This is a genomic window from Streptomyces beihaiensis (assembly GCF_026274175.1).
Lineage (GTDB): Bacteria > Actinomycetota > Actinomycetes > Streptomycetales > Streptomycetaceae > Streptomyces > Streptomyces beihaiensis.
On the sequence record NZ_JAPHNL010000257.1, the window covers coordinates 17985 to 31571 of the forward strand.

The window sequence follows — 13587 nt, forward strand, 5'->3', positions numbered from 1 at the left end:
GTGCCATAGGTGTCACCACTGTCACGGGTGACATGGATGTCATGGGCGTCACGGATGCGTCATGCGCAGGACGTCCAGGGCCTCGTCCAGTTGCTCCATGGTGAGGTCGCCGCGCTCGACGTATCCGCCGTCGAGCACGACCTGACGGATCGTCCTGCGTTCCGCGAGCGACTTCTTGGCGATCTTCGCCGCCTCCTCGTACCCGATGTACTTGTTGAGCGGTGTGACCACCGACGGCGACGACTCGGCGTACTCGCGCGCGCGTTCGCGGTGAGCGGTGATGCCGTCCACGGTGCGGTCGGCGAGGAGCCGGGAGACGTTGGCGAGCAGCCTGATCGACTCGAGCACGTTCTTGGCGATGACCGGAAGCATCACGTTCAGCTCGAAGTTGCCCGCCGCACCCGCCGTGGCGACGGTCGCGTCGTTGCCGGTCACCTGCGCGGCGACCATCAGCACCGCCTCGGGAATGACCGGATTCACCTTCCCCGGCATGATCGACGAGCCGGGCTGCAGGTCGGGCAGGCTGATCTCGGCGAGGCCGGTACGGGGCCCGGAGGCGGCCCACCGCAGGTCGTTGGCGATCTTCGTGAGGCCGACCGCGATGGTGCGCAGCTGCCCGCTGGTCTCCACGATCCCGTCGCGCGCGCCCTGCGCCTCGAAGTGGTCGCGGGCCTCGGTCAGCGGCAGCCCGGTGGACCGTGCCACCTCGGCGATGACGGCTGCCGAGAAGCCGGGCGGCGTGTTGATGCCGGTGCCGACGGCGGTGCCGCCGAGCGGGAGTTCGGCGAGCCGGGGCAGCGAGGCGGTCAGCCGCTCGACGCCGTAGCGGACCTGCGCCGCGTAGCCGCCGAACTCCTGGCCGAGGGTGACGGGGGTGGCGTCCATCAGGTGCGTACGCCCCGACTTCACGACATCGGCGAACTCGGCGGACTTGCGTTCCAGGGACGTGGCGAGGTGCTCCAGGGCGGGGATCAGGTCGCGGGTGACCGCGGCGGTGGCGGCGATGTGGATGGAGGACGGGAAGACGTCGTTGGACGACTGCGAGGCGTTGACGTGGTCGTTCGGATGGACGTCGCGGCCAAGACGTTCACTCGCGAGAGTGGCGAGCACCTCGTTGGTGTTCATGTTGGAGGACGTGCCGGAGCCCGTCTGGAAGACGTCGACCGGGAACTGGTCGTCCCAGCGGCCCTCGGCCACCTCGCCTGCGGCCTGGACGATGGCGTCGGCGATGTCCTTGTCGAGCACCCCGAGTTCGGCGTTGACCTTGGCCGCGGCCGCCTTGACGCGGGCGAGCGCCTCGATGTGGGCGCGCTCAAGGCGGTTGCCGGAGACGGGGAAGTTCTCCACCGCCCGCTGCGTCTGCGCGCGCCACTTCGCGTCGGCGGGCACCCGGACCTCGCCCATGGAGTCGTGCTCGACGCGGTACGCCGGGTCGCTGCTGCCGTCGGGGCCCGCGTTCTTCTCGCTGCCGTCGTTCTTACGGTCGGTCACGTGGTCGCTCATACACATGTCAGTGCCCGGGAACGGGGTTCTGTTCCCGGGCACTGACCCGATTCGGCGACGACGTCGTGCGTCATGCGTCGCGCGTCATACGACGTACGTCATACGTCGCACCTCACACGTCGCGCGTCATGTGACTCGGCGCGGTGGCCCACGGCCGTCACCACGCGCGGGCGCGGCGGGCCGCGTCGCGCGAGTCGTCGAGCCCCGCCCACCGCAGCGGGTGGGTCGTGTGGCCGACCGCCTCGTCGATCTCCCCGTGCGCCTTGTCCATCAACTGTCCGGCGATGTCCATCAGGGCCCGTGCGCCCGCGATCTCCTCGCCGACCCGCAGCTGTTCCGGGTCGGAGGGGTAACGGTCCGCACGGCCGTGTCCACGGCACTCCGTGCCGTCACTGAGGCGCAGCAGGGCTGCGGCCCTGGTGTGCTTGCCGTCCTCTTCGAACTCACACTCGATGTGCCATCCGACAAGCGTCTTGGTCGTCATGGCGGCTCACCTCCAGCGGTCCCGTCCAGCGGTCCCACTCCCCAGAGTGCGCCGTCCGGCCGCCGAAGACCAACGCGCGGCGGCCGGCCCAGGGCCTACGCCCCGTGGCGCACCGGGATGCTCGTGAAGGTCGGTGCGGGCGCGGGGTCCTGGAAGAAGTCGTTGCCCTTGTCGTCGACGACGATGAACGCCGGGAAGTCCTCGACCTCGATCTTCCAGACCGCCTCCATGCCGAGCTCCTCGTACTCCAAGACCTCGACCTTCTTGATGCAGTCCTGCGCCAGGCGGGCGGCCGGGCCGCCGATGGAGCCGAGGTAGAAGCCGCCGTACTCGTCGCAGGCCCGCGTGACCTGCTGGGAGCGGTTGCCCTTGGCGAGCATGACCTTGGAGCCGCCCGCGGCCTGGAACTGCGCCACGTACGAGTCCATGCGCCCGGCGGTGGTCGGGCCGAACGAACCGGAGGCGTAACCCTCGGGGGTCTTGGCCGGACCGGCGTAGTACACCGGGTGGTCCTTCAGGTACTGCGGCATCTCCTCGCCCGCGTCGAGCCGCTCCTTGATCTTGGCGTGCGCGATGTCGCGGGCCACGACGAGCGTGCCGGTGAGCGAGAGGCGGGTCTTGACCGGGTGCTTGGTCAGCTCGGCGAGGATCTCGTCCATCGGCCGGGACAGGTCGATCCTGACCGCGTCGAGGTCGGGGCCCGCGCCCTGGGTGAGCTCCTCCTCGGTCGTCTCCGGCAGGAACCGCGCCGGGTCCCGCTCCAGCTGTTCGAGGAAGACGCCCTCGGCGGTGATCTTCGCGACGGCCTGGCGGTCGGCCGAGCAGGACACGGCGATGGCGACCGGGCAGGAGGCGCCGTGCCGCGGCAGCCGCACCACGCGCACGTCGTGGCAGAAGTACTTGCCGCCGAACTGGGCGCCGATCCCGATCTTCTGCGTCAGCTCGAAGACCTTCTGCTCAAGCTCCTTGTCGCGGAAGCCGTGGCCGAGTTCGGAACCCTCGGCCGGAATCTCGTCCAGGTAGTGCGCGGAGGCGTACTTGGCGGTCTTCAGCGCGTACTCGGCGGACGTGCCGCCCACGACGATGGCGAGGTGGTACGGCGGGCAGGCGGCGGTGCCCAGGGAGCGGATCTTCTCCTCCAGGAACTTCATCATGGAGCCCTCGTTGAGGACCGCCTTGGTCTCCTGGTAGAGGAACGACTTGTTGGCGCTGCCGCCGCCCTTGGCCATGAACAGGAACTTGTAGGCGCCGCCGTCGGTCGCGTACAGCTCGATCTGCGCCGGCAGGTTCGACCCGGTGTTCCTCTCCTCCCACATGGTGAGCGGAGCCATCTGCGAGTACCGCAGGTTGAGGTTCTGGTAGGCGTCGTAGATGCCCTTGCTGAGCGCCTTCTCGTCCTCACCTTCGGTGAGGACGTTCTGGCCGCGCTTGCCCATGACGATGGCGGTGCCGGTGTCCTGGCACATGGGCAGCACGCCGGCCGCGGCGATGTTGGCGTTCTTCAGCAGGTCGAGCGCGACGAACTTGTCGTTGCCGGAAGCCTCGGGGTCGTCGACGATGCGGCGCAGCTGTGCGAGGTGGGCCGGGCGCAGGTAGTGCTGGATGTCGTGGATGGCCTCCTCGGCGAGCTTGCGCAGCGCCTCCGGCTCGACCTTCAGGAACGTACGGCCGTCCGGCCCCTCGACGGTGGAGACACCCTCCGAGGTCACCAGGCGGTACGGGGTGGTGTCCTCGCCCTGGGGGAGCAGATCGGTGTACGCAAACGCAGGGTTGGGTGGGGGGGAACTACTCGGCATCTCGCCCATTCCTCACTCGACAGACAGCAGCTGGCATCCGTTGGCAGCGTCGACCAGCCTAGAACCTGAGGGTGGGGCGCCCCGTGTGAGGTAGGGCTCAGTCGGCCCGGCCGCCGTCGCAGACTGTCCCGGCTTCCCCCTAGTCGCGATCTATCGCGTTTGGGTACGCTGCTGCCGTGGACCTTCACAAGCGCCCCGAGCCGAGCACCGCCCCGACCGACCTGCGCGCGTCGGACGCCGACCGTGACCGCACCGCGGACATCCTGCGCGAGGCGCTGGCCGAGGGCCGCCTCGACGCGGAGGAGCACGCCGAGCGGATCGAGCGGGCCTACCGCGCCAAGACCGTGGGCGAGCTCGAACCGCTGGTGCGTGACCTGCCGGGCGCGCGCGAGGCGGGGCCGGCGGCCGCGCCGGGACCGGCGCGGGACCGGGCGGCGTCCGACGCCGTCGCGGCGGCGGAGGAGAACCTGGTGGCGGTCTTCAGCTCCACGTCGCGCAGGGGCCGCTGGCGGATCGGCCGCCGCACGCACGCGTACGCGGTCTTCGGCAACGTGGAGATCGACCTCAGCGAGGCGCTCTTCGAATACCCGCAGGTCCACATCAAGGCGGTCTCGGTCTTCGGCAACGTGGAGATCCACGTCCCGGAGAACATCTCGCTGCGCGGCACCGGCACGGGTGTGCTCGGCAACTTCGAGGTGGAGGCGCTGGAGGCGGACGAGTCCGAGGCGCCGGTCGTGTACGTCGAGGGCTACGCGGTCCTCGGCAACATCGAGGCGAAGCCGAAGAAGGGCCGCGTCATCCGCAGCCTGGAGCGGCAGCTGCGCAGGCACTTCGGCTGACGGCTCCCCGGCGGCCCCGGGCGCCCGCCGAACTCCTGTGTGCGGTGGGGAACTTGCGCGCTTCGGAACTCAGTGCATAGGCGCCGATACAGCGGGTAGAGCTTCGTGCATCGTCTACCGATCGTCTCCCGCTCGCGAAGCCGTCGTAAGCCGTCGTCAGGAGTAGACCGTGCTGCACCCGCCGCATCAGTCCCTGAAGGTCACCGCCGTACCGCAGCAGCGCGAGCCAGTCAGGGACAGGGATCAGGACGCCCCGTGGCACACGGAGGCGGTGTGCAGGCGCGACGAGGCCGGTCTCTTCTTCGCGCCCTCCAAGGAGCCCACGGCGGCCCGCCTGGCCCGGGAGGAGGCGGCGAAGCGGGTCTGTGCCCGCTGCCCCGTGATGGTCGAGTGCCGCGAACACGCCCTGCTGCAACCGGAACCGTACGGCGTCTGGGGCGGCCTGACGGCAGCCGAGCGCCGAGTGGTGCTGGCCCGCCGCAGGCGCCGCGAGATGGAACTGAGCCAGGCCGCGCGATCCACGGTGGCGGCTGCGGCCGGCTGACCCGTCAGGGGCGCGCGGCGCTCACCGCGGAACTGACGCACCGCGGCGCCCCGCACAGAAAAAGCAGGGCGCCGCGCCAGCACGTCCGCCGGACTACTTGGCCCGGTCGAAGTCGATCGCGCTGTAGGCCCGGAGCTTGCTCAGCCGGTGCGTCGAGTCGATCTGCCGGATCGTCCCGGACTTCGACCGCATCACGAGCGACGACGTGTGCGCCCGCTCGGAGCTGTAGCGCACGCCCGGCAGCAGCTCACCGTCGGTGATGCCGGTGGCGACGAAGAACACGTTCTCACCGGAGACCAGGTCGTCCGTGGTGAGGACACGGTCCAGATCGTGGCCGGCGTCGAGCGCCCGCTGCCGCTCGGCCTCGTCCTTGGGCCACAGCTTGCCCTGGATCGTGCCGCCCAGGCACTTGATCGCGCAGGCGCTGATGATGCCCTCGGGCGTGCCGCCGATGCCGAGCAGCAGGTCGACGCCCTTCTCCTCCTGCACGGCCAGGATGGAACCGGCGACGTCACCGTCCGAGATCAGCTTGATCCGGGCGCCCGCCTCGCGGACCTCCTTGATCAGGTTCTCGTGGCGCGGCCGGTCCAGGATGACCACGGTGACGTCCTCGGGCGAGCCGCCCTTCGCCTTGGCGACCCGCCGGATGTTGACCGCGGTCGGCGCGTTGATGTCCACGTAGTCCGCGGCCTCGGGCCCGGCGGCCAGCTTGTCCATGTAGAACACGGCGGACGGGTCGAACATGGTCCCGCGGTCCGCGGCGGCGAGCACGGCGACCGCGTTCGGCATGCCCTTGGCGGTCAGCGTCGTGCCGTCGATCGGGTCGACGGCGATGTCGCACTCGGGTCCGGTCCCGTCACCGATCCGCTCCCCGTTGAAGAGCATCGGCGCCTCGTCCTTCTCGCCCTCGCCGATGACGACGACACCGTTCATGGAGACGGTGGAGACGAGGGTGCGCATCGCGCGCACGGCGGCGCCGTCGGCACCGTTCTTGTCACCGCGGCCGACCCAGCGGCCCGCGGCCATCGCCGCGGCTTCGGTGACCCGGACGAGCTCCAGGGCGAGGTTGCGGTCGGGGGCCTCCGAAGGGACCTCGAGTTCGGACGGCAGCTGGTGATGCTCGGTCATCGAGACGCACCTTTCTGTTCCGGCAGGGCACCGGGATACGACGACGGCCGGATGAGGGTTGACGGAGCCGACTCTATCGCCCGTACGACAATCTGAGCAGACCGCCCCACGGATGAGCGCACCCATCCGGTCGTCACGCGTCTTCGTGGCCCTCCCGGCGGTGATCGTCGGCGGGCCTGCGACGATGGGGTGCGTGGCAGCAAGAAATGGCAAGAAGACAGTCGGCAGCATGGTGCTCTCGCTCGGCGTCTGCGTCCTCGCGGCCGGGGTGATCTACCTGTTCGTGCCGCACGACGACTCCAAGGGCGCCCCGGTGGCCCGCAAGGACTACAGGGTCGCGCTGCTGACGGCGCGCCGTACCGCCTCGTACCCGGTCGCCGCGCCCGAGGGGCTTCCGCGCACGTGGAAGGCGACCTCCGTGGACTACCAGGAGAAGGATCACCAGTCCTGGCACCTGGGCTTCCTCGACCCGCGGGGGCAGTACGTGGCCGTCGAGCAGTCGGCCGACAACTCCGCGGCCTTCATCTCGCAGGCCAGCCAGGGCGCCGAGGAGACCAGTCGCACGCAGCGGATCGGCGGCGAGGAGTGGCGCCGCTACAAGGGTGACAAGTACGACGCCCTGGTGCTGCGCCAGAAGGGCTCCGCCACGGTCGTGACCGGCACCGCGGACTTCGGCCAGTTGACGAAGATGGCCGAGGCGCTGCGCATGAAGCGGGGCAGCTGACGGACGAACGGCGGCGGCCGGCAGGCAAAGGGCGACCCGCGGGCGGTGAACGCCAGGCGTGGGAACGCGAGAGAGGGGCTCCCGGCGCGCGGCGGCGGGGAGCCCCTCTCGGGCTTGCGGCTCGGATCGGGCTTGTGGCTCAGACGGTCGTGACGACCTCGTCGTAGGCGAGCCGCGGAGAGCGCGGGAACCAGGCGTTCTCGCCCGGCTTGCCGATGTTGACCACCATGAGCGGGGTGTGGTCGTCGTCCAGGAACTCCTTGCGGATGCCCTCGAGGTCGGCGCCGGTCATCGGGCCCGCGGCGAGCCCGGCGGCGCGCACGCCGACGATGAAGTACGCGGCCTGCAGCGCGGCGTTGAGCCCGGCCTGGCGCTCGCGGGCCTCGCGGCCCATGCCGTCGAACATGCCCTTGGCGCCCTCGAAGTGCGGGAAGAGGGTGGGCAGTTCCTCGTGGAACTCGTTGTCCGCGGAGAGGATCGCGACCAGCGGGGCCTTTCCGGTCTTCTCCTTGTTTCCGTCGGACATCAGGTTCACCAGGCGCTGACGGGCCTCGGGGGAGCGGACCAGGGTGACGCGCAGGGGCGACTGGTTCATCGAGGTGGGGCCGTACTTGACCAGGTCGTAGATCGCCTCGATCTGCTCGTCGGTCACCGGCTCGTCGGTGAACGTGTTCGCGGTGCGGGCCTCGCGGAAGAGCAGATCCTGGGCGGTGGGGTCAAGGGCGAGAGACATCGTGTTCAACCTTCTCGGTACGGACGGAGCCTGATGCGTCCGACCATAGGCCAATAAGCTTAAACTTTCAACAAACCCTCGGGTGACCCGGTTCACGCCACCGCCGGTCTACTCCCCGTCCCCCTCCGCGTCCCTCTCCCCGTCCGTCTCGCCGTTCCTCTTCCCGTTCCCTGCCTCGCCCCCGTCGCCGTCGCCCTCCCCGGTCTGCTCCTCCGTGCTCTCCGCGGCGAGGGCCGCGTCGAGGCGGGCGCGGGCGCCGTCCAGCCAGCGGCGGCACACCTTGGCCAGTTCCTCGCCGCGCTCCCACAGCGCGAGCGATTCCTCCAGCGTCGTGCCTCCGGCCTCCAACTGCCGTACGACATCGATCAGTTCATCGCGTGCCTGCTCGTAGCCGAGCGCCTGGTCTGCCGTCTTCGTCGTCATGCTGATGCCCGTCCTCATGCTTCTTCCGCTGTTGCTCGTACGGTGAAGTCGCCTCCGGCGACCCTGGCGCGCAGTTCCTCGCCCGCCGTCACCTCGCCGGGGTCGCGCACCACGTGCCCGTCCGCCCGCTGCAGCACCGCGTAGCCGCGCTGGAGCGTCGCCGCGGGGGAGAGGGCGACCACGCGCGCGTGCGTGTGCGTCAGGTCCGACTCCGCGCGGTCCAGGAGGTGGCCCAGGGTGCGGCGGCCGCGCTCGGTGAGCGCCGCGACCTGCTGCTCACGTTCGTCGACCATGCGGTGCGGGTCCTCTATCGAGGGGCGGGCGAGCGCCGCCGCCAGGCCCCGCTCCTCGCGCTCGACCAGCGCCTCGACGGTGCGCCGGGCCCGGTCGCGCAGGTGGCGCACCCGCTCGTACTCCTCGCCGACGTCCGGCACCACCTTCTTGGCGGCGTCGGTCGGCGTGGAGGCGCGCAGATCCGCGACATGGTCGAGCAGCGGGTTGTCCGGCTCGTGGCCGATCGCGGAGACCACCGGCGTACGGCAGTCGGCCACCGCGCGGACCAGCTGCTCGTCCGAGAACGGCAGCAGATCCTCCACGCTGCCGCCGCCGCGCGCCACGATGATCACGTCGACGTCCTCGCGCGCGTCGAGCTCCTTGACCGCCTGGACGACCTGTGGCACGGCGTGCACGCCCTGCACCGGCACGTTGCGCACCTCGAAGCGGACAGCGGGCCAGCGGTGCCGCGCGTTCTCCAGGACGTCACGCTCGGCCGCCGACGCGCGGCCGCAGACCAGGCCGACGAGCTGCGGCAGGAACGGCAGCGGCTTCTTCCGGTCGACCGCGAAGAGACCCTCGGCGGCCAGCGCCTTCTTGAGCTGCTCCAGGCGGGCGAGCAGCTCGCCCACGCCGACCGGCCGGATCTCGGCGGCGCGCAGCGAGAGCTGGCCGCGCGGCGCGTACCACTCCGGCTTCGCGTGCACGACGACCCGGGCGCCCTCGCGGACCACGTCCGCCACCGCGTCGAACACCTTGCGGTAGCAGGTGACCGAGACCGAGATGTCGTACGACGGGTCGCGCAGGGTCAGGAACACGACGCCCGCGCCGGGTCTGCGGGACAGCTGCGTGATCTGCCCCTCGACCCACACGGCGCCCAGCCGGTCGATCCATCCCCCGATGAGCCGCGAGACCTCGCCGACGGGCAGCGGGGCGTCCGCGGACGTGTTGACAGCCATGCGGTGAGCGTATCCGGCGCCGCTGACAACGCGGCGACCTCGGGTTCCCGGGCCGCCGGGCAGCCTTTCAAGGAGCGCGGCGACCTACGCGGCCAACCAGCCCGTAGCCGTAGCCGTAGCCGTAGCCGCAGTCGTAGCCGTAGCCGCACCCGCCCCGCACTCGTACCCCCACGCGCACGCATATCCGCACTCGCACCCGCACCCGTATCCGCACCCGCACCCGCGCCTGGGCTCTGCCTGGATTCTGAAGACGCTGCCTAGTCGGCATGGCTGCCGTGCGGCGTGTACGGCGGCTCCGGGCGGCCGCGTTGCGCGACCAGGACGGCCAGCCCGATCGCCAGCCAGATCGCGCCGACGGCCTGCGCCGTGCCGGACGCCTCCACGATCACGGCCACCGTGATCGCCGCGCCGACCACCGGCACCAGCACGTGCCGCCACCAGCTCACCGGCCCGCCCCGGCGCCGTACCGCGAAATAGCCCACCACACTCGCGTGCAGCATCGTGAAGGCGGTCAGCGCGCCGATGTCGACGACCGAGACCAGCTTGTCCATCCCGTCGTCCCGGCTCGCCGCCCACACCGCCGCGACGAGCGTGATCGTCGCGGCCACGAGCAGCGCCACCCGTGGCACACCCGAGTCCGTACGCGACAGTGCCTTCGGCAGCCGCCGGTCGCGTGCCATCGCGAAGACGAGCCGTCCGGCCGCGGCCTGCCCGGCCAGCGCCGCGAACGCCGCACCGATCGCCTTGCTCACCGCCACCAGGTCGTGCAGCCACCCGCCGACCGAGGCGTCCACGGCGTCGTAGAACGCCGAGCCCTGCTTGGCCGGATCGGCGGCCAGCCGCGCGGAGGTCGTCGGTTCCAGGAGGGCCACCAGATAGGTCTGCGCGACGAACAGCACACCCGTCAGCGCCAGGCAGAACAGCACCGCGCGCGCCACCTTCGCCGAGCCCCCCGTCACCTCTTCGGCGAATGTCGCGATCGCGTCGAAGCCCAGGTACGACAGGACCGCGACCGACACCGCGCCCACCACCGCCGACAGCGCGAACGCGCCCTGCGTGCCGTCCCCGGACAGCGGCGACAGCCAGCCCCGCTCGGCGCCGTCCCTGGCGAGCACCACGATCGCCGAGACCACGAAGACGAGCAGCACCACGATCTCCATCGCCAGGACGAGGAAACCGACCCGGGCCGCGGCCCGCACACCCCACAGGTTGAGCAGTGTCGTGATCGCCACGGCCAGCGCCGTCCACACCCACCGCGACACCGACGGGACCAGCGAGTTCATGGCGATCCCGGAGAACAGGTACGCCACCGCGGGGATCAGCAGGTAGTCGAGCATCGCCATCCACCCGGCGACGAACCCGGCCTCGTTCCCGAGCCCCACGCGCGCGTACGCGAACACCGACCCCGCACGGGGCGCGACCTGCACCATCTGGGCGTAACTGAATGCGGTGAACCCCATGGCCACCGTGGCGACGACGTAGACGAGGGCGACCGCCCCGTGCGACTTGGCGTCCAGGGTGCCGAAGATGCCCACGGGGGCCATCGGGGCGATGAAGAGCAGCCCGTAGACGACGAGGTCCCGGAAGCCCAGACTGCGCCGCAGGGCGGCCCCCTCCAGGTCGCCAGGTCCGTTCGCGGTGTCGGCGGTGTCGGCGGACATCGTGCCTCCGTTTGTGACGTAGCCCGTGCCCAGACTCCCAGTACGGGCCCGGACGCCGCATCTCGGAGCGGGCCCGCCCGCCCTTACGATGGGAGACATGACTGCTGCTACGACTGGCTCCCGCCGCGTCCTGCTCGCCGCCCCCCGTGGCTACTGCGCCGGTGTGGACCGTGCCGTGATCGCCGTCGAGAAGGCCCTTGAGCAGTACGGGGCCCCGATCTATGTCCGCCACGAGATCGTCCACAACAAGTACGTCGTGCAGACCCTGGAACGGAAGGGCGCGATCTTCGTCGAGCGGACGGACGAGGTGCCCGAGGGCGCCATCGTCATGTTCTCCGCGCACGGCGTCGCGCCGACCGTGCACGAGGAGGCCGCGCGCGGCAGGCTCGCCACCATCGACGCGACCTGCCCGCTGGTCACCAAGGTCCACAAGGAAGCCGTCCGCTACGCCAAGGAGGACTTCGACATCCTCCTGATCGGACACGAGGGCCACGAAGAGGTCATCGGCACCTCCGGTGAGGCCCCCGACCACATCACGCTCGTCGACGGCCCCGAAGACGTCGCCAAGGTCGAGGTCCGCGACCCGGACAAGGTCGTCTGGCTCTCCCAGACCACGCTCTCGGTCGACGAGACGATGGAGACCGTCGACGCCCTGAAAGCCAAGTTCCCCGGGCTCGTCTCGCCGCCCAGCGACGACATCTGCTACGCCACGCAGAACCGTCAGCTCGCCGTGAAGCAGATGGGCGCCGAGTCCGACCTGGTCATCGTCGTCGGATCGCGCAACTCGTCGAACTCCAAGCGGCTCGTCGAGGTGGCGAAGCTGGCGGGCGCCGCGGACGCGCACCTCGTGGACTTCGCCGACGAGATCGACGAGGCATGGCTGGACGGCGTGACCACGGTCGGCGTCACCTCCGGCGCCTCCGTCCCCGACGTCCTCGTCGAGGAGGTCCTGGAGTGGCTGTCGCGGCGCGACTACGCGGACGTGGAGATCGTCAAGGCGGCCGAGGAGTCCATCACCTTCTCGCTGCCCAAGGAGCTCCGCCGCGACCTGCGCGCGGAGGCCGCGGCGCTCGTGCAGGATTCCGCCACCGAGAAGTGACTGTCGGTCCCGCGTCGTAACGTGGGGTCATGCAGATCTTCGGTGTGGACATCGGCGGATCCGGGATCAAGGGCGCCCCGGTCGACCTGATGCGCGGCGATCTCGCCCAGGAGCGGTTCAAGGTGCTGACCCCGCACCCGGCCACGCCCGAGGCGGTGGCCGAGGGCGTCAGAGAAGTCGTCGGTCATTTCACGGGGGACATCCCCGACCGGATCGGCATCACGTTTCCCGGCGTCGTCACCGGCGGCGCGATGATCCGTACGGCCGCCAATGTCGACAAGGGCTGGATCGACGTCGACGCCCGCGCCCTGCTCAGCGAGCGTCTCGACGGGCTGCCGGTCACGATCCTCAACGACGCGGACGCCGCGGGCGTCGCCGAGATGCACTTCGGCGCGGGCCGCGGCCGCAAGGGCACGGTGCTGCTGCTCACGTTCGGTACGGGCATCGGCAGCGCCCTGTTCACCGACGGCGAGCTCGTCCCGAACACGGAGCTCGGCCACCTGGAGCTGAACGGGCACGACGCGGAGAAGCACGCCTCCACCAAGGCCAAGGAGGACCACGACCTGAGCTGGGAGCACTGGACCAAGCGCGTCCAGAAGTACCTGGCCCACGTGGAGATGCTGTTCTCGCCCGAACTCTTCATCATCGGCGGCGGCGTCAGCCGCAAGGCCCACAAGTTCCTGCCGCTGATCAAGGGCATCGAGGCGGAGATCGTCCCGGCCGAGCTGGAGAACAACGCGGGCATCGTGGGCGCGGCGATGGCGGCATCGCGCGCGTAGAGCTGTTTGGTCCGGTGGTCCGGTGGTCCGGCGGTGCGGCGCCGGGGACCGGGTGGTCGCGCGCGGCGTTGGTCACGCGGGGCGGCGCCGAGGGCCGGGCGTGCGGGAGGAGGCCGCGCCGCGATGCGGCCTGGCCCCGCCGGCTCCCCTCGGCCCACGAGCACCGTCCCCGCCCCGTCGAGGCGCGGGCGCCTGCTGATCACCGGCCCGCCGCGCCGCCGCCCGCCGCGCCATCAACCGCACCTTGCGCACGGTCACGATCACACCGGCCACGAGTGTGCCGCAGTACAGCCACCCCGCGTTCAGGGACAGCGCCGTCACCAGCCCCATCACCTGCCCGCCGAAGCCGCCCGACCCCTTGGCGATGGCCAGCGCCCCCACGGCGAACGCGAGCGGCACGACGACCGGCGCCGCCACGAGGTCGGCCTTCCGTACCCACTTCGCCGTAACCGCGCTGACCAGTACGAACAGCACCCCGTACACGCCAGGGGAGCCGTCGAGGAGGAGCCGGTCGGCGAGCCCCACCCCGAGCATCGCGGCGACACAGAACAGCCCGCTGCCGAGCCCGGTCAGCCGGGGATCGGGAAAACGGCGCAGCACCTGCACGAGCGGCGGCATGGGCCGGTGCCGCCGGACCGACGC

The 13587-nt window shown here is 70.8% G+C and carries 13 protein-coding genes and 1 pseudogene; 5 read left to right on the plus strand and 9 right to left on the minus strand.

Features of this window, described 5'->3' with window-relative positions; genetic code table 11:
* Positions 1–48: 48 nt before the first annotated feature.
* From OFY01_RS20220 to OFY01_RS20230, 3 genes are all read right to left on the minus strand, one after another.
* Positions 49–1503, minus strand: a complete 1455-nt coding sequence (locus OFY01_RS20220) for a class II fumarate hydratase (protein WP_266601896.1) — start codon at positions 1501–1503, stop codon at positions 49–51.
* A 157-nt stretch (positions 1504–1660) separates the two neighbouring features.
* Positions 1661–1987 (minus strand): DUF1876 domain-containing protein, encoded by a 327-nt coding sequence (locus OFY01_RS20225; protein WP_266601898.1) that lies wholly within the window; start codon positions 1985–1987, stop codon positions 1661–1663.
* A 95-nt stretch (positions 1988–2082) separates the two neighbouring features.
* Positions 2083–3783 carry a fumarate hydratase gene (locus OFY01_RS20230; protein ID WP_266601900.1) on the minus strand — a complete coding sequence of 567 codons (1701 nt, stop codon included), beginning with the start codon at positions 3781–3783 and terminating at the stop codon, positions 2083–2085.
* Between the two features lie 176 nt (positions 3784–3959).
* On the opposite strand from OFY01_RS20230, the gene OFY01_RS20235 reads away from it, so the two are divergent.
* Together OFY01_RS20235 and OFY01_RS20240 are read left to right on the plus strand one after the other, a co-directional pair.
* Entirely contained in the window at positions 3960–4622 is a 663-nt protein-coding gene (locus tag OFY01_RS20235) for a DUF1707 SHOCT-like domain-containing protein (RefSeq protein ID WP_266601902.1), read from the plus strand.
* 169 nt (positions 4623–4791) lie between these two features.
* Positions 4792–5166, plus strand: a complete 375-nt coding sequence (locus tag OFY01_RS20240; RefSeq protein ID WP_266601904.1) for a WhiB family transcriptional regulator — start codon at positions 4792–4794, stop codon at positions 5164–5166.
* A 93-nt stretch (positions 5167–5259) separates the two neighbouring features.
* Here OFY01_RS20240 and glpX read toward each other — a convergent pair whose 3' ends face one another.
* A complete protein-coding gene (gene glpX, locus OFY01_RS20245) occupies positions 5260–6294 on the minus strand; it encodes a class II fructose-bisphosphatase (protein WP_266601906.1) in 1035 nt (344 codons plus the stop codon).
* Between the two features lie 193 nt (positions 6295–6487).
* On the opposite strand from glpX, the gene OFY01_RS20250 reads away from it, so the two are divergent.
* Entirely contained in the window at positions 6488–7018 is a 531-nt protein-coding gene (locus OFY01_RS20250) for a DUF4245 domain-containing protein (protein ID WP_266601908.1), read from the plus strand.
* A gap of 139 nt (positions 7019–7157) precedes the next feature.
* On the opposite strand, the gene OFY01_RS20255 is transcribed toward OFY01_RS20250, so the two are convergent.
* From OFY01_RS20255 to OFY01_RS20270, 4 genes and pseudogenes are all read right to left on the minus strand, one after another.
* Positions 7158–7751, minus strand: a complete 594-nt coding sequence (locus tag OFY01_RS20255) for a malonic semialdehyde reductase (protein WP_266601910.1) — start codon at positions 7749–7751, stop codon at positions 7158–7160.
* A 195-nt stretch (positions 7752–7946) separates the two neighbouring features.
* Positions 7947–8174, minus strand: a pseudogene (locus OFY01_RS20260) (exodeoxyribonuclease VII small subunit); the annotation flags it as partial.
* A 14-nt stretch (positions 8175–8188) separates the two neighbouring features.
* Positions 8189–9406 carry an exodeoxyribonuclease VII large subunit gene (xseA, locus tag OFY01_RS20265; protein WP_266601914.1) on the minus strand — a complete coding sequence of 406 codons (1218 nt, stop codon included), beginning with the start codon at positions 9404–9406 and terminating at the stop codon, positions 8189–8191.
* Between the two features lie 257 nt (positions 9407–9663).
* Positions 9664–11067, minus strand: a complete 1404-nt coding sequence (locus OFY01_RS20270) for an APC family permease (RefSeq protein WP_266601916.1) — start codon at positions 11065–11067, stop codon at positions 9664–9666.
* Between the two features lie 88 nt (positions 11068–11155).
* Between OFY01_RS20270 and OFY01_RS20275 the strand changes: the two genes are divergently transcribed.
* Positions 11156–12166, plus strand: a complete 1011-nt coding sequence (locus OFY01_RS20275) for a 4-hydroxy-3-methylbut-2-enyl diphosphate reductase (protein WP_266601918.1) — start codon at positions 11156–11158, stop codon at positions 12164–12166.
* 29 nt (positions 12167–12195) lie between these two features.
* On the plus strand, positions 12196–12945 hold the full coding sequence (gene ppgK / locus OFY01_RS20280; protein ID WP_266601920.1) for a polyphosphate--glucose phosphotransferase: 750 nt from the start codon (positions 12196–12198) through the stop codon (positions 12943–12945).
* Between the two features lie 72 nt (positions 12946–13017).
* On the opposite strand, the gene OFY01_RS20285 is transcribed toward ppgK, so the two are convergent.
* Positions 13018–13563 carry a DUF6542 domain-containing protein gene (locus OFY01_RS20285; protein ID WP_266601922.1) on the minus strand — a complete coding sequence of 182 codons (546 nt, stop codon included), beginning with the start codon at positions 13561–13563 and terminating at the stop codon, positions 13018–13020.
* Between the last annotated feature and the right edge of the window lie 24 nt (positions 13564–13587).